This is a genomic window from Frigoribacterium sp. Leaf186 (assembly GCF_001423905.1).
In the GTDB taxonomy this organism is placed as follows: Bacteria; Actinomycetota; Actinomycetes; order Actinomycetales; family Microbacteriaceae; genus Frigoribacterium.
On record NZ_LMPQ01000001.1, the window covers coordinates 561,212 to 577,006 of the forward strand.

10 protein-coding genes are annotated in these 15,795 nt (G+C 72.5%); 1 reads left to right on the plus strand and 9 read right to left on the minus strand.

Annotation, left to right across the window (positions count from 1 at the left end; all coding sequences use genetic code 11):
- Window positions 1–5: 5 nt before the first annotated feature.
- The 3 genes from ASG05_RS02600 to ASG05_RS02610 all read right to left on the minus strand — a co-directional run bounded on the left by ASG05_RS02600 (window position 6) and on the right by ASG05_RS02610 (window position 2,186).
- The gene (locus ASG05_RS02600) at window positions 6–1,025 is read right to left on the minus strand and encodes an FKBP-type peptidyl-prolyl cis-trans isomerase (protein ID WP_082486244.1); all 1,020 of its coding nucleotides are present in this window, start codon (window positions 1,023–1,025) and stop codon (window positions 6–8) included.
- Window positions 1,026–1,059: 34 nt separating this feature from the next.
- The gene (locus ASG05_RS02605) at window positions 1,060–1,620 is read right to left on the minus strand and encodes an FKBP-type peptidyl-prolyl cis-trans isomerase (RefSeq protein ID WP_056256981.1); all 561 of its coding nucleotides are present in this window, start codon (window positions 1,618–1,620) and stop codon (window positions 1,060–1,062) included.
- A 74-nt stretch (window positions 1,621–1,694) separates the two neighbouring features.
- Window positions 1,695–2,186 (minus strand): OsmC family protein, encoded by a 492-nt coding sequence (locus ASG05_RS02610; protein ID WP_056258295.1) that lies wholly within the window; start codon window positions 2,184–2,186, stop codon window positions 1,695–1,697.
- A 68-nt stretch (window positions 2,187–2,254) separates the two neighbouring features.
- Here ASG05_RS02610 and ASG05_RS02615 point away from each other — a divergent pair, with 68 nt between their 5' ends.
- Complete coding sequence (locus tag ASG05_RS02615; RefSeq protein WP_056256984.1) at window positions 2,255–3,271, plus strand: asparaginase; 1,017 nt, start codon at window positions 2,255–2,257, stop codon at window positions 3,269–3,271.
- Between the two features lie 11 nt (window positions 3,272–3,282).
- Here ASG05_RS02615 and ASG05_RS02620 read toward each other — a convergent pair whose 3' ends face one another.
- The 6 genes from ASG05_RS02620 to ASG05_RS02645 form a co-directional block, all read right to left on the minus strand.
- Window positions 3,283–4,128, minus strand: a complete 846-nt coding sequence (locus ASG05_RS02620) for a hypothetical protein (RefSeq protein ID WP_157490023.1) — start codon at window positions 4,126–4,128, stop codon at window positions 3,283–3,285.
- 95 nt (window positions 4,129–4,223) lie between these two features.
- Complete coding sequence (locus tag ASG05_RS02625) at window positions 4,224–6,128, minus strand: FHA domain-containing protein (protein ID WP_056256988.1); 1,905 nt, start codon at window positions 6,126–6,128, stop codon at window positions 4,224–4,226.
- Window positions 6,128–8,476: a transglutaminase domain-containing protein gene (locus tag ASG05_RS02630; RefSeq protein ID WP_056256991.1), complete on the minus strand. Its 2,349-nt coding sequence runs from the start codon at window positions 8,474–8,476 to the stop codon at window positions 6,128–6,130. Before ASG05_RS02630 ends, ASG05_RS02625 begins: the two co-directional genes overlap by 1 nt.
- Window positions 8,477–8,529: 53 nt before the next feature.
- A complete protein-coding gene (locus tag ASG05_RS02635; protein WP_235491361.1) occupies window positions 8,530–9,993 on the minus strand; it encodes a DUF58 domain-containing protein in 1,464 nt (487 codons plus the stop codon).
- On the minus strand, window positions 9,990–10,961 hold the full coding sequence (locus tag ASG05_RS02640; RefSeq protein WP_056256993.1) for a MoxR family ATPase: 972 nt from the start codon (window positions 10,959–10,961) through the stop codon (window positions 9,990–9,992). Before ASG05_RS02640 ends, ASG05_RS02635 begins: the two co-directional genes overlap by 4 nt.
- 36 nt (window positions 10,962–10,997) lie before the next feature.
- Window positions 10,998–15,770, minus strand: a complete 4,773-nt coding sequence (locus ASG05_RS02645) for an Ig-like domain-containing protein (protein ID WP_157490024.1) — start codon at window positions 15,768–15,770, stop codon at window positions 10,998–11,000.
- Between the last annotated feature and the right edge of the window lie 25 nt (window positions 15,771–15,795).

The window sequence follows — 15,795 nt, forward strand, 5'->3', positions numbered from 1 at the left end:
TGCGGTCAGGCGACGGCGAGGATGTCGATCACGAACACCAGGGTGTCGGTGCCGCCGATGCCGGCCGACGGCTGCCCCGCGTCGCCGTACCCTTCGCTCGGCGGGATGATCACGACGACCTGCGAGCCCACGGTCTGACCGATCATGGCCTTCGCGAACCCGGGCACGACCTGGTCGGTCGAGAACGGCGTCGGGGTGCCCTTGCCCCAGCTCTGGTCGAAGACCTCTCCGGTGGTCCAGTTGACGCCCTGGTACTGCACGGTGACGTTCGCCGGGTCGGGCACGACGGCGCCGTCACCCTTCTTCAGCACCTCGATGCGGAGGTCGGACGGCGGGTCGGTGCCGTCGGGGATCGTGACGGTCGGCTGGCCGTCGTCGGCGAGCTCGACGGTCGGGAACCCCTCCGTCGGGGCCTGTGCCTCGCCCGTCGCCTTCGTCGGCACGATGGACACGACGTCGGCCACGATGACGACGGGCGTCGGCGCGGCGTCCTGCTCGGTGGCGGTGGCCGTGGTCATGTCGGCGGCCGAGGCGACGGTCACCGTACGGCTGCCCGAGGCGACGCAGGCGATCGCGTCGACGATGCCCGGGACGTAGTAGTCGGTGCTGACCGTCAGCTGCGTCGGCTGCTGACCGTCGTCGAACCCGGCGGACGTGACCTCGGCCCCGGTCGCGGCGTCGTAGACGGCGATGCGCACGTTCGCGACCGAGCCCTGCTCGGCGACCTCGCCGTCGCCCTCGACGAGCGTGGTGCGTTGCGTCGAGGTGACCTCGAGCGGAGAGTCGAAGGCCACCTGGGGCTTGGACTCGACGTCGCCCGTGACGTCGACGCCGTCCGACAGGGCACCGGAGTCCGGCGCCTCACAGTCGTCGGACGCGGTGCTCGCCGTCGGCGCGGGCTCGTCGGGGCCGGTCGTGCAGCCGGTGAGGACGAGTGCGACGAGAGGGACGGCCAGGAGCGCGGCCCGTCGACCCGGCCGACCCGGCCGGGCTGCCGAAGGTGAAGGATGCGCGGTGCGGGTCATCGGGGGACGCTCTCGCCGATCGTCGTCGGCCGGCTCAGGAGACGGCGAGGATGTCGATGACGAAGACGAGCGTGTCGGTGCCCGAGATGCCCGCCTGGGGCTGCCCGGACTCGCCGTAGCCGTCTGCCGGCGGGATGACGACGACGGTCTGCGACCCGACGGTCTGGCCGATCATGCCGTCGGCGAAGCCCGTGATCACCTGGTCGGTCGAGAACGTCGCGGGTGCCCCGCGCGACCAGCTCTCGTCGAAGATCTCGCCCGTGTTCCAGATGACGCCCTGGTACTGGACCGTGACGGTGTCACCGGCCTGGACCGTGGCGCCGTCGCCCTTGATCAGCGTCTCGACGCCGAGCTCGGTCGGCGCGTCGGCGTCGGGCACCGTCACCGTGGGGCGGCCGTCGGCGTCGAGCTCGACGGTCGGGAAGCCGGCCTGCGGGGCCTGGGGTTCGCCGGTGGCGCGCAGCGGGACGTCGGAGGTCGCCGACGCCGAGCTGCTCGGCGTCGAGGCGTCGGTCGAGCCGCCCGCGTCTCCGGCGCAGGCGGCCAGGGACAGGAGGAGGGCGGGGACGGCCAGGAGGGCGAGGGAGCGGCGCATGGTGGTCTCTCGGTCGGGGTGGAGGGGGTCGTGCCGTGGGGATCGGCGCGGCGGACGTGCCGTGCCATTGTGCCTCACGCCCGGTCGGCTTCTCTGGACGCCGCCACCACGGTGGGCTCGTGGCCGACGGGGAAGGCGACGGACGACGCGATGAAGCACTTCCGACTCGCCTCGGCGTGCAGCTCGAGGGCGCGCTCGACCATGCTCTCGTCGGCGACCGTGACGGTCGGTCGGAGCGTCACCGACGTGAAGCGCCCGCCACCGTCGTGCGTCTGGGTCATCCGCCCCACCGCGGCGTCCTGGTAGGCGACGACGGTCACGCCGGCGGTGGCGGCCACGTGGAGGTAGCTGAGGAGGTGGCACTGGGCCAGGGCGGCCAGGAGGAGCTCTTCGGGGTTCCAGCGGTCGGCGTCGCCGTGGAAGGTGCGGTCGGCCGAGGCCAGGACCTCGTGCTGCTTGCCCGTCGCGACGATGGTGGCGTCACGGCCGTAGGAGCGGTACGAGGTGGTGCCCTCGCCCCGGTCGCCCGTCCAGCGGACGTCGACGGCGTAGTCGTGGTCGAGCATGCTGCCTCCTTCTCGGGCCCCGGTCGGTGCGACGTGGTCGCCCGTCGGGCCTCGGTACACTCCCCATCATGACCGACCCCCGCGCCGCCAGGACCACCCGTCACCCCCTGACCGCCTCGGGCAGCGTCGAACTGGCCGTGCTCGAGCGCTCGGGCTGGGACGAGAGCCGTCACCTCGGCGCGGGCGTCGTCGTCGACGCCGACGGTCGAGAGCTGCGGCGAGTCGGTGACGCCGACGCCACGATCTACCCGCGCTCGTGCCTCAAGCCGCTCCAGGCGCTCACCGTGCTGCGTGCCGGGGTCGCCCTCGACGGCCCGCAAGCCGTGCTCGCGACGGCGAGCCACGCCGGCACGCCGGCCCACCTCGAGGTCGTCGAGGCGCTGCTCGCCCGGTCCGGCAGCACCGAGGCCGACCTGCTCTGCCCGCCCGACTGGCCGGGCGACCGGGCCAGTGCCCGCCAGGCCACCGCGACGCGACGCCTGGCCATGAACTGCTCGGGCAAGCACGCCGCGTTCCTGCTGGCCTGCGCCGAGAACGGCTGGGACCCGTCGAACTACGTGGCGACCGACCACCCCCTGCAGGCCGCCGTCCGCGACACGGTCGCCGAGCTCACCGGTGAGACCGTGGACCACTCCGGCGTCGACGGGTGCGGCGCCCCCGTGATCGCGACCACCGTCGTCGGTCTCGCTCGTGCGATCGGCCGGGTCACGGGGTCGGTCCGCGCGACGGGCCCCGCTCGCGACGACCACGCCGCCCACCTGGTCGAGGCCGTCCTCGCCGACGCCTGGGCGATCGACGGTCCGGGCCGGGCCAACACGGTGACCATCGACGAGCTGGGCGTCCTGGCGAAGCTCGGGGCCGAGGGCGTCATGGTGATGGGCACGACGGACGGCGTGGCCGTGGCGGTCAAGGTGCTCGACGGGAACGTGAGGGCCGGCACCCTGGTCGCCCTGCGCCTCCTGGTCGACGAGGGCGCCGTGGAGGCGGCAGCAGCCGACCGTGTCGTCGAACGCACCCTCGAGAAGGTCACCGGCGGCGACGGCCTGGTCGGTCGCATCCGTCTCGGCAGCGGCCTCGACCGCTAGTCGCGGGGCGCTCACTCGTCGAGCACCGACACGAAGGCGACCCGGAGTCCCTGCCGGCACGGTCGTCCGCCCGTGCGGGTGACCAGGGCCTCGCCGTCCGGTCCGATCAGCAGCACGGTGTCGACCTCGCGGGGTCGGTGCGCGGCAGCTCCGGTCGAGGTCGCCGCCGGCCCGATGACGACGCACTCCACGGCCTCGGCCGCGTCGGACCTCGGCGCCCCGGCCGACCGGAGCTGACACCGCAACCCCGACGCGACGGCCTCGGCCACGACCGGCGGGCCGACGACCCGCACGGTCGTCCCGAGCGGCACGCACAGGGGGGCCTCGTCGAGGGTGGCCGCCTCGTCGCGCAGGTCCGCCAGTCGCGCCCTGATCGGATCGTCGGGGTCGAGCTGGTCGTCGGGACGGCCCTCGAGCACGAGCCCGCTGGAGGCGCGACCCACCCCGAGCACCAGGGCCCGGGGCGCCTGTCGCGCGGCGTCGGACGACCGGACGCGGTCCGCCGTCGGGTACCACGCGTCCAGCTCGCGCGACCTCGCCGCCCTCAGGCGCGCGACGGTCTCGTCGACCTCGTCGAGGGCGGCCTCGAACCGTGACCGCTCTCGACGGGTCGTGAGCGTCGCTCCGACCAGGCGGTCGGCGGCCCACCCCGTGGCCGTGGCGACGACCGTCACGACGACGGTGGCCAGGACGCCCACGGGCCCCACCCCGAGGACGAGCCCGCAGACGGCGGAGGCGAGGGCAGCCACCGTGACGGTGGCGACGGGGGTGGCGGTCGGGCGGGCACGCGTCGGAGCCGGTGGCAGTCGCACCCGCGACGGGCCGACCGGCGATCTCGGCGGGATCGGGGACGTCATGACCCCAGTGGATCGGACGCGTCACCGCGCGTGGTGCGACCTGCTCGACCCTGGGGACGCCGGACGTCTCGGAACGGACGGGGACGAGGCGTCGGTCAGACGACCACGAAGAACTGCTCGCCGATCTCGACCCTGGTGCCTCGCGTCACCCGGACGCGGACGCCCGGATCGGCGCGCCGCGGCGGGAGGTCGCGGGGCCGGACGACGGTGCCGTTGCCGGACCACCGGTCGCTGACCCAGAGTGCGCCGCCCTCTTGGCCGAACTCGAGATGCGTCTTCGACACGGATTTGCCCGGATCGACGATGCGGACGAGTTGGTCGAAGCTCTCGCCCGGCTGAGGCGTCGGCGCGCGACCGACGAGGCCGGTGCCGTCGATGGCGATGCTCTCCCCCGTGCTGAACTGCAGCACGAACTGCGGCCCCAGGGCGGACCGGCGGACGATGCGCGTCTCGTCCACGTCGTCGTCGGTCGGCAGGTCGACGGGCGGGCGCCGCGGCCGCCACGACGGGGCCGAGGACGACGACGGAGCGGGCGGGAGGTCCGCCACGGTCGGCCGCGGCACGACGGCCGGACGTTCGGCCCGGAAACCGGGCACGTGGTCGATCGGCTCGGGCTCGGGAGCAGGACGAGGCGTCGGACGCTCGTCGTCGTCGCCCCGACCACCTCGGTCGTCCGAGACCAGGTCGCCCCCGGCACCGTCGACGCCGGCCTGGTCGACATCGGTGCGTCGACCGTCGGCCGCCTGGTCGTCCGGACGCCACTCGGGCGGCAGAGGGACGATCGGCCCGGTGAACGAGAGCGCGACCGACTGGACGACGGCGCCGCACTCGCCACAGAAGATGTCGTCCTCGCCGATCGAGGCTCCGCACTGCGTGCACCGCTCGGGGACGAACACCGCGTCGGGCTCGACGAGGGGCCCCGGCTCGACGAGGGGGACGGGTACGGGCCGGTCGGCCGCGACGGATGCGCCCGGCTCGGCGGGCTCGGCGGGCTCGGCGGGCTCGGCGGGCTCGGCCGACTCGACGGGTTCGGCGGGCTCGGCCGGATCGACGGTCCCACCGACGCGAGACGCCCTGCGGACGCCCGGGTCGAGAGCCGCCACCGGGGCGGTGTCGCCGTCCTGCGGCGTGTCGGTCGGCTGCACGAGGTGGCGAGGCACGGCGGTGTGGTGGTCGCGCTCGTCGTCGATCCCGGCCTCGACGGCCTCGGAGGACTCACCGATCTCTGTTTCGGCCTCGGCCTCGGCGACGACTTCGTCTTCGGCCTCGAGCTCGGGCTCGGGCTCGATGCCACCTTCGGCCCGAACGTCCGACGCCGCGGGTTCCACCGTCGACGATCGAGCAGCCTGGTCGTCGGCCGTCGCGTGCGAGGGGCCGTCCTCTCCCTCGATCGGGGTCAACGACGCCGTCCAGAGCGGGGCGGAGGTCGGTCGCGGCCCGTTCTCGGGGTGCTGTGAGGGCGACCGCAGGGGCGTCGGCGCGTCGGTTCTCGGGGTGGCCGCGGGACTCGCGGAGCGCGAGGTGCCCGTGGACTCGACCCGCGCCTCCTCGGGGGGGACGTCCGCGTCGGCGAGCGGCGCCGGGGAGGCAGCCGACCCTCCGACGGGCCAGGCCGGAGGCTCGGGCACGGAGGCGGGCCCCGCGGGGTGGGTCTCGTCGGCGCGGGAGTCGTCGGGGCGGGTCTCGGCGGGGGCCGGCCCGTCGGCGTCGTCGGGGTGGTCCGTCCGGCCGGTCTCACGGACGGGCGGCACGGGGGCGGGCTCGGCCTGCCGATCGCGCACCCACCAGGGGGGTTCTGCCCCGTCGCTGCGTCGCGGATGGGTCGTCGCCCGCGGCACGGGCTCGGGGAGGTCGGCCGGAGTCGCCGCGTCGACGTGCTCGGCCGCCGCTGCGGCCCGACGACGGCCCGCAGCGAGGTCTGCGCTCGAGACCGCCCGACCGCACTCGCCGCAGAACATCGCCCCGACGGGCAGGGGGCTGGCACAGGTGGGGCAGTACATCAGTTGTTCCTCTGGCGCTCGGGACGTGTGCGCCCATGGTAACCACGCAACGATCGGAGGGAGACCGCCGCCGCGAACCGCTGCCGCCTGGTGAGCCCCACGCCGAGCGCCCGACGCATCTCGGCGACGGCCGTCCAGACCCGGTCGGCGTCGGCCTCGACCGGCGCGTTCGGCGAGAACACGGCACGGTCGGCCACCCTCGCGAGCACGGCCGGACGCGATCCCCCCACCACGGCGGCGACCTCGCTCCGCGTCGCCGCAGGCGGGGTGCGGATGCCGTGGTCCACCACAGCGTCCTGGAACTCGTGCCACCCACCGCTGATGCGGGCCGACGGACTCGAGGCCGACCGGCGTCGCCGCCGCCTGCGGGCCTTGAGGACGACGACGGTGACGAACGGCGCCGCGAGCAAGCCCGCGACGAGGGCGCTCCACCCGGCGATGCGGGCGATCAGCAGCAGGGTCGCCAGCCAGGCCGGTGGCGTCTCGGGGTCGTCCTGCTCGGACTGGGGCGGGGTCTGGTCGTCCCTCACCTGGGCATCCTGCGGTGGCGGCTGCACGACGGACTCGGGACGCGAGATCTGCGTGGGGTCCTGCACCTGGTCCTCGGGGATCGGCCGTTCTGCCGGGTTCGGGTCGAGCGCGACCCAGCCGTACTGGGCGGTGTCGACCTCGATCCAGGCCGTGATGCTCGAACCGGTGACGTCGACGGTGTCGCCCTCACCCGTCTGGCCCTCACCCGTCTGGCCCTCATCCGTCTGGGGCGCGAAGCCCATCACGACCCGAGCCGGGAACCCCAGCTGGTCGGCCATCAGTGCCCCGGCGGTGGCGTACTGTTCGGCGTCGCCGATCATGACGGGGTCGGTGAAGAGCTGTGCGATGCGGTCCGCCCCGTGCCCCGAACGGCTGACGGGCTCGTCCGCGGAGACCCCGTGGCTCACGTAGCCGTCCTCGCGCAGCGCGGCCAACGCCGCCTGCAGCCGCTCTCCCGGCTCCCGGAGGCCCGCGACGTCGTCCTCGAGCGAGGACGCCAGTTCGTCCGGTACGTCACGGGGCGTCGGCACCGTGGCCGTGCCCGGGGTGAGCGCGCCGAGATCGTCCTCGCCGGGTTGACGGGGCACGACGGCCTCCAGCCGGTACGAATCACCCTGCTGCAGACCGCCGAGCACGACTGCAGACCCCGTCACGTCGTTGTAGAAGAACTCGTCCCGTCGGGCGTCCGCCGTGGGGCCGTCGAACGCCACCGACTCGAGCTGCCCGACGGTCGGCACCCACAGCTCGTCGTACGCCTCGACCGTGACGCCGACCGTGCTCCGTTCGCCCTCGACCGCGCTCTGGTCGACGGTCGACGGGACGCGGGTGAAGAACCCCGAGGCGCTGTCGACATCGCCGCTGCCGACGCTGTAGACGACGCCGTCGTAGGTGTCGAGGGTGGCGATTCGAAGGCGCTGTCCGTCGCGCAGCCCGGTGACCCGGAGGAGGGTCCCGTCGACGGCGGGCTCCTGCTCGTAGGCTCGGAACCCGGTGAGCGGGCTGACCCGGTCCCGCGGGTCGAACGGCTGCTCCACGACCGTCCGCGCCACGGTGCGTGAGGTCGCGGGGGGTGCCACCGAGACGACGACCGTCCCGGCGGCACCCGCGACCGCCAGCGTGACGAGCGTCCCGACGACCGCCCGGACGACGACGGGGCGGTGGCCGGCCGACGTGCCGGGGACGCGACCGGTCAGGGCGTCCAGGGCCACGCGTCGTCGACGGAGGCGCCACCAGACGACCCACGCGACCACGGTCACGAGCAGGCCCAGACCCGTCACGCGGGGCCACCAGGCCTCGGCCGGGCCGAGCACGATCGCAGCGATCCAGACGACGACGGGGACCACGACCGCGAGTTCACCTCGTCGGCTGCGCAACGCCACCGACAAGCCGACGACGGTGCCGACCAACACCAGGACGAGCACCGGTACGAGGAGTGCCTCGTAACTGCCCACCGGCAGCGCGATGGTGACCAGTCGCTTCCAGCCGAGGGCCGTGGCCGAGACGAGCGTGAGCAGTCCCCCGCCCGTGGGCAGGACGCCGGCCAGCGCCTGGGACGGCACGGCGAGGGGGACGCCGACGGCCAGGTACGCCACGAGCGTCGCGACGAGGACCCACACGCTCGACAGCCTCAGGACGGCCGCGCCGAGCGCGATCCCGGCGCCGACGACGAAGGCGACGAGCACGAGGACGACGAAGGCAGCGCCGCCGTAGACCGGCCAGAAGGTGGCGGTCGCGCTGCCGAGGGACAGGGCGAACAGTCCCACGGCGGTGGCGGCGAACGGAACCCTCAGCCGGGTCGACCGGGTGCGCGACCGCACACGGGGAGCAGGCGTCGGCCCATCCGCCGGCCCGCGGAGACCGCGATCGAGGCTCATGCGCTGGCCGTTCGGGCGAGCGACTTCTGGAGGTCCTCGAGGTATCCGATGGTCAGGACCGTCAGATCGGCGATGCGCCTCATGCCGGGGACCGTCTCGGGGTCGCACACGATCGCGACGGCCTCGATGCCGAGCGGGAACTGCATGGCGGCGGCTCGCATCTCGGTCACGGTCGTCGTCGACCCGACCACGAGGAAGGCGACCGAGATGCCCCCGATCTGGTCGCCGGCCACGCGGGCCACGTCGGTGATCGCGAGCGCCGACTCGGCGGTGGTCACGACGGCGAGCTCGTCGAGCAAGCGGTTGCGCGTCAAGGTGCTCAGGGCTCGGATCTCAAGGTTCTTCCGCTTCGCGAACTCGGGGGTGGTCTCGCCCACGACGACGCTGACCTCGCGGGCGTCGCGGATGGCGCGAGCCCCCAGCGATCCGGCGACGCTGACGGCGAGCTCGAACTCGTCGTCGTTCGCGAAGTCCCCGTCCGCCAGGCTCAACGCGATGACGAGGTGGCTGCGGCGGCTCTCCTCGAACTGTCGCACCATGTAGGTGCCGGTCTTGGCCGTCGACTTCCAGTGGATGTTCCGGCGTTCGTCGCCGGGTTGGTACTCGCGCAGGGCGTGGAACGAGATGTCGCTCGGCGACAGATCGCGCGTCGGGTTGCCCTCGAGGTCGCGGATGAGTCCGGTGCTCGTGCTGGGGATGCCGATGGTGCGAGGGTGCACGAACACCTCGGTCACCCCCGTCCATTCGATCTCGCGACGTGCCAGCCCCACCGGGTCGCCTCGGACGGTGCTGACCGGCCCCACGGCGACGACGCCCCGGCGCGTCGTCGGGAGGTCGAACTCTTCAGAGACCTCGTCGCCGGCGCGGAGGCTCGGCAGGTCGATCTCGGCGAGACCGGGGCCGACCGGAACCTCGACCGACACGCCGAGGATGCGGCGTCCACCCGCGTTGCGGACCCTCACCCTCCCGGAGGCCGGGGCCCCGACCGCCACCCGCTCGTGCGGGATCTCGAGCGTGATGCGGACCGCGTTCCGACCGATGAGCGCCAGCCCGGCGACGGCGAGCAGGACGACGACGGCGTAGCCGACCACCACGAACTCCGTCCAGCCGAGCAGGTAGCCGACGACCAGGGTGACGGGAGCCGCGACCAGGGCCGTCCAGCCGAAGGGCGTCACCACCGAGGAGGCGCTGGTGAAGGCCCGACGGACGGTCCGGCGGGCCCCTCGGGTCGCCCTCACGAGGAGGACGAGGACGTCGGCACCGACGCCCGTGCGGTCACCGACGATGCGGGTCCGGGCGTTGGTCAGCCCCTGCGTACCCGTCGAGAACGAGGAGTCGAACCGCTGGTCGACCCCTCGCGAGCCGCCTCGTGGCCGCGTCCGTCCGGTTCGGACGGCGTCCGCCGTCGAACCGGATGCGGACCGGGTGGCTCGGTCGGCACCGCGGGGACGCTCGCTCACACGGCTACCCGCTCGGCGGGCGGCGCCGTCTCGATCAGGAGCTGACTGACGACGCTCGACGGGGTGACGCCGTCGAACTCGGCCTCGGGGTCGAGCACGAGGCGGTGCGCAAGAACGGGTTCGGCGAGCGACTTCACGTCGTCCGGTACGACGTAGTGACGCCCGAGCGACGCGGCGTAGGTCTTCGCCGTGCGGACGAGGGCCAGGGCGCCGCGGACGCTCACGCCGAGACGAACCTCCTGGGCGGTCCGCGTCCCGTCGACGAGTCGAGCGACGTAGTCGTTGATGGTCGGCTCGACGTGCACCGTCCGGGCCAGCTGGGCCATCTCGGTGATGACGCCCGCCTGGACGATCGGGTTGAGGCTACCCTCGTGGACCCGCGTGGCGGAACCCTCGAGGATGCGCACGGTGGCCGCGTGGTCGGGGTACCCGATCGACGTCTTCATGATGAACCGGTCGAGCTGAGCCTCGGGCAGACGGTAGGTGCCGGCCTGTTCGACCGGGTTCTGCGTCGCGATGACCATGAACGGCGAACCCACGGAGTGGCTGACGCCGTCGACCGTGACCCGGCTCTCTTCCATGACCTCGAGCAACGCGGACTGGGTCTTGGGGCTGGCACGGTTGATCTCGTCGGCGAGGACGATGTTGGAGAAGATCGGCCCACGGTGGAACTCGAACTCTCCGGCCTTCTGGTCGTAGATGCTGACGCCCGTGATGTCGCCGGGCAACAGGTCGGGCGTGAACTGCACCCGGTTGCTCGTCCCCTGCACGCTCTGCGCGATCGCCCGGGCGAGCGACGTCTTGCCCGTCCCCGGGAAGTCCTCGAGCAGGAGGTGCCCTTCGCTCAGCAGGGCCGTGAACGACAGCCGGACGACGAAGGTCTTCCCCAGCAGCACCTGGTCGACGTTGGCCACCAGGCGTCCGAAGATGTCGGAGAACCAGGTCGCCTGCTCGGGGGTCATGCTCATCGTGTGCAGTCTTTCTCGTGGTGGAGGATCACGTCGTCAGCCACAGCTTGCCGTGACCCAGGCGGACGCCGTCTGAGGATCGCCGGTCTCGGGATCGACCGTCGCCCTGATGCGCGCCCCCACGGCATCGGCGGGGACGGCCTTCTCGTCCTCCGGATCGGCGTTGACCCAGTTCGGGATGCCGAGCACGAGAGGCACGTTGTACTGGATGTCGAGGGTCGTCGTGGTCGGCCCACCGGGGTTGCGTGGATCGGTCGTGGCCAGACGGCCGGCGGGCTGACACGAGTCGACGCTGCCGACCGTCTGCAAGGGCGTCACTCGCTGACTCGCGTCGGAGGTCAGGTTCGAACACGACGATGCGCGGCAGGCCCTGATGACCACCGACGCGTTCCGGCCGTAGACGGACGAGTCGGCGAGCGAGGTCACGAACCCGTCGGCCGACGGGGTGGTCCAGTCCTTGTCGGCGAACTTGGCCTGGTAGTACACGCCGTCGGCGTCGCCGTCGACGCCGAGGTTCGTCACCCTCACGTCGAACTGATCCCGATCGTTGTTGTTCTCGATGGTGACCGTGCCGCGCGCCTTGCCCGGGAGGCTCGACACCGACGTCGACGACGCCGAGCAGAAGACGGTGTTGTCGGCCTGGACGAAGTAGGTGTACCGCTTGCCGTTCTCCGCCGTCTTGTCGTCCGTGGGGCTCGAAGCCGACGACGCGATCCTCGTCCGGGAGGCCGAGCAGTCGGTGCCCGTGGACGTCCCCTCCGTCCGCCAGAGCGAGTAGGTCACCGGTGCAGAACCGGCGGCCGATGCCGGAGACCAGGAGACCCTGATCGTTCCGTCGGCCTGGACCACGGCACTGGGCGCCGTCTGCCCGGGCGGACCGAAGGCCGAGGCCTGGGCGAGGTCGCTCCGTGCCCAGTCGGCGTCGCTGCTGACCTGTGCCGAGTTCCGTGCGAACACGCGGAACGTGTACTGCTGCCCCGGTGTCAGTCCTCCGACGACCGTGGACGTGGACACGGTGTCGCGCCGCGCAGGAGCGTTCTCACCGGTCATCTCGATCGTGTAGCCGACGACGGTGGTGCCCGGGCTCGGTTTCGGCACGGCGTTCCACGAGAGCTGCAGTTCACCGGTGTTGGCCGTCGGAACGGCCTTGACACCGGTCGGCGCCGCGGGCACGTAGTCGGCGCTGTACGGTTCGCTCGAAGCGCTGGCCGCCGATTCTCCGATGCCGTTGACGGCGGTGACCGAGAACCGGAAGGTCTGCTCGGGGTCGAGGTCGGTGAGGGTACAGACCGTCGCCAGCCCGCAGTCCTTCGTGTACGAGCCCCCGCCGGACCCCACGCCCGTCAGGCGGTACCCCGTCAGCGGCGAGTTGTTGGCGGCCGGTGCCGTGTAGCTCAGCGTGAGTTGACCGCCGGTGAACGTGCCCGTCCGCACGGGAGCGTTCGGCGCGTTGGGGACGTCCTGCACGCTGACGGTGACGGTGCCCCAGACGTACCGGTCCGGGTCGTTGGTGACGTCGGCCACCTGGTATTGCAGGTTCGTGTCTCCCGGTGCCGCGGACGCGGCGACGGACACGGCGAGGCTGCGGTTGTCGCCGCTGGGGGTGATCGACACGCCAGCCGGCACCGCTCCACCGTTCAGGCCCCGGATGGCCACGACCCGGAGCGCCTGACCCGGGAAGGGGTTGGTCGCCTGGTCGTTCTGCAGCACGTCGACCGTGGTCGACGCCCCTCGTCGGACCACGGCTCGATCGGCGGCCGGCTGGGCGAGGGGTCTCGTCGACCCCACGACGGACAACGTGACGGTGCCGCCGCGTCCCGGGTTGATCGCGTCGCTGACGGCGACGGGGAGTGATCTGGTCGTACCCCTGACCGTGCCCGCATCGGCCGACACGGTGAGTCGAGAACCGGACAGGTCGAAGCTGAAGCCCGCCGTGCCGGCCTGGTCGACGGAGTACCTCAACTCGTCCACGTCGTCGGGATACGGATAGGTGGTCGAGCGATCGAGGTCGAGCGTCCGCGACTGCCCGGGCTCGAGGTCGACCGAGACGCCGTTGAAGACCGGGGGCTGGTTCTCGCGCGAGGTGACCGTGATCGGCAGGACGAGCGACGCGGTCCGTCCGTCCGGATCGTCCGCCGACCGCCCGTCGGTGACCTGGAACGAGATGGAGGCCGCGCCCGAGAACAGGTCGGCCGAGGTGAAGCGGAGCGTCGTGTCGTCGACGACGAGATCGTCGCCGTTCGAGTTCGTCGCTCGGACCGTCCCGGGGTCGGTCAGGCGCACCCCGTTCGTCCCGGCCGAGATCACGTAGCGGTTGAGGTCGATCGTGACGGCCTTCTCGCTCTCGACCGAAAGAGGCCGCACCGTCCGGTCGATCTGGGGCAGGGCGTCGTCGAATCCGGGCACGACGATGAAGGCGTAGGCCCGGATGCCTGGGTCGTCCTTGCGGGCGACGGAGAACGGGACGATCTGGCTCGAGTCGGTGATCCTCACGGTGACCCGCGAGTTCGGGGTCACCTCCGCCGTCGTTCCGAAGCCCGGCTCGACGCGGAGGTCGAGCCGGGACGTGCTGCCGTCCGAGAAGAAGACGTTGGTCAGGGGGTTGACGGTGACGGTCTGACGCCCGGCGATGTCGCTCAGGCCGAGGACGGTGTCGTCGGCCAGCGGGTAGTTCAGCGGAGCGTCGGGGTCGACCGTGACCGTGACGAACGTGGAGCTCTGCCCACCCTGTTCGTTCGACACGGTGTAGACGAGCCCGTACGTGCCCGGAGCCTCGGGCGGCGTCACCGACACCATCGTCCCCGACACGACCTCGGCCACGACGCCCTCGCCGTTCGGCTCGACCGTGTCGACCGACAACGCGCCGCCGTCGGGGTCGGAGTCGTTGTCGAGCACGCGGACGGTGATCGACCCGCCGGGACGCATCGTCACGGCGTCCGCGACCGCGATCGGGTTGCGCGAACCGTCGGCGCGCGTCGAGATGCCCACCCGGACCGTGCCCGTGGCCCGGGCGCCCAGGCCGTCGACCACCGTGTAGGTGAACGAGTCGGTGCCGGCCGAGCTGGCGTTCGCCTGGTACTCGACGTAGTCGGTGCCGACCGTCGAGACGCTTCCCTTCTCGGGGTTCGTCCCGACCCCGAGCAGCTGGACCGAGTCGCCGTCGGGATCGATCCCGTCGAGGGGGACGCCGACGCGGACCGTCTCACCGGCGACGACTCGCGCGGTCACCGCCTGGGGGGCGGGTGCCGCGTTGCTGCCGGCGTCGACCTCCCTCACCGCGATGGCGACCTGGGCCGATGCACGTTGGCCGTCCGGGCCTTCGACGGTGTACGTCGCCGTCACGTTGCCGGGGCTCGACGGGGCGAGGTAGCGCAGGCGGTTGCCCGAGGCGAACAGCAGGCCGCTGCCGGCGGGCACGTCGGTCTCGAGGCGAGGGACCAGGGAGAGTTCGTCCCCGTCGGGTTGTTCGTCGTTCGCGAGCACGTCGATGTCGATCGAGTCGCCCACGCGGACGGTCACCTGGTCGTCGGTCGCGATCGGCGGCTGGGTGATCGAGCGCCGCGGGATCTCGACGACGGTCACGGTGCCTGTCGCCGAGGCCAGGCCGTTGCTGACGGTGTAGCCGAACGTGACCGGCCCGTCCTCGAGGGGAGCCGTGAGCGTCACGCGCGCGTACCGCTGGTCGAGCGTCTCGACCTTCACGCCGGACGAGACGGGTACGGCGTCGGTCGCCGTGAGCATGAGCACGTTGTTGGCGGGATCGCGATCCGTCGCGACGACGTCGAGAGTCTGGGTGCCGAGGGTCTCGACGAAGACGGTCTTCGGCGTGGTGATCGGCGGCGTGCCGGCGTCCGGAGGCGACTGGACGTCGACCCTGACCGTGCCCGTCGCGGTCTGGTCGCCGTCCGTGACGGTGTACTCGAGGAGGTGGGTGCCGGGTGCGTCGCTCGCGAAGCGGAAGGTGCCCTGCTCGTAGTTGGGTGCGATGCTCACGTCGGCCTTGGCCGGCACGCTGTTCAGCTTGATCGTCCCCGTGCCGCCACGTGCGTACGAGAGCGGCCGCACGGTGAGCTGCTGGCCCGCGTAGGCCTGCTGCGAGAACGGGAGCGCCTCGAGGGGCACCTGCCCGGCCCCCATGATGCTCACGGTGAGGGATCCCCGCCCCTCGTCCCGGCCGTCCGAGACGGTCAGCGGCACGTCCACGGTGGCCTCCCCCGCACCGGCGTCCTGGTAGACGACGTCCCCCGACGGCTTGTACGACACGCCCGGGGTCCCGCCGGCCGAGGTGAGGTAGAACGCGTCGCCGTCGGGGTCGACCCAGTCGCCCAGCACCGACGACGTGACGCGCCCGGAGGACGACACCGAGGCCGTGGTGTTCCGCACCTGCTGGGGCGGTGAGTTCTCGGCCGCCTGGCGGACGGTGACGGTGACGGTGGCGGTCGCCTGACCGCCCCGGCCGTCCGAGATCGTGTAGTCGACGGTGAACGTGCCCGCGGCGGTGTCGGAGAGCGTCAGCAGCACCTGCTGACGGTCGTTGACCAGGTCGATCCGGCCCACCGAGTCGTCGAGCGTCGCCGTCTGGTCGACCACGAGCGGATCGCCGTTCGGGTCGTAGTCGTTCAGGAGGACGGGCAGCGTGCTCGCGCGTCCTGGACGGGCGCCGAAGGCGTCGTCGACAGCCACCGGGGCCTTCTGGTCGGGGTCGAGCTCCGGCGGCTGATCGTCGTCGTTCTCTTGCTGCTCTTCTCGATCGCGGTCCTCTTGGAAGAGGTCGGACCAGTTGTCGATCAACTGGCCGGACCGCTGCACGGCCCACGACCGGCCGGTCGACGGG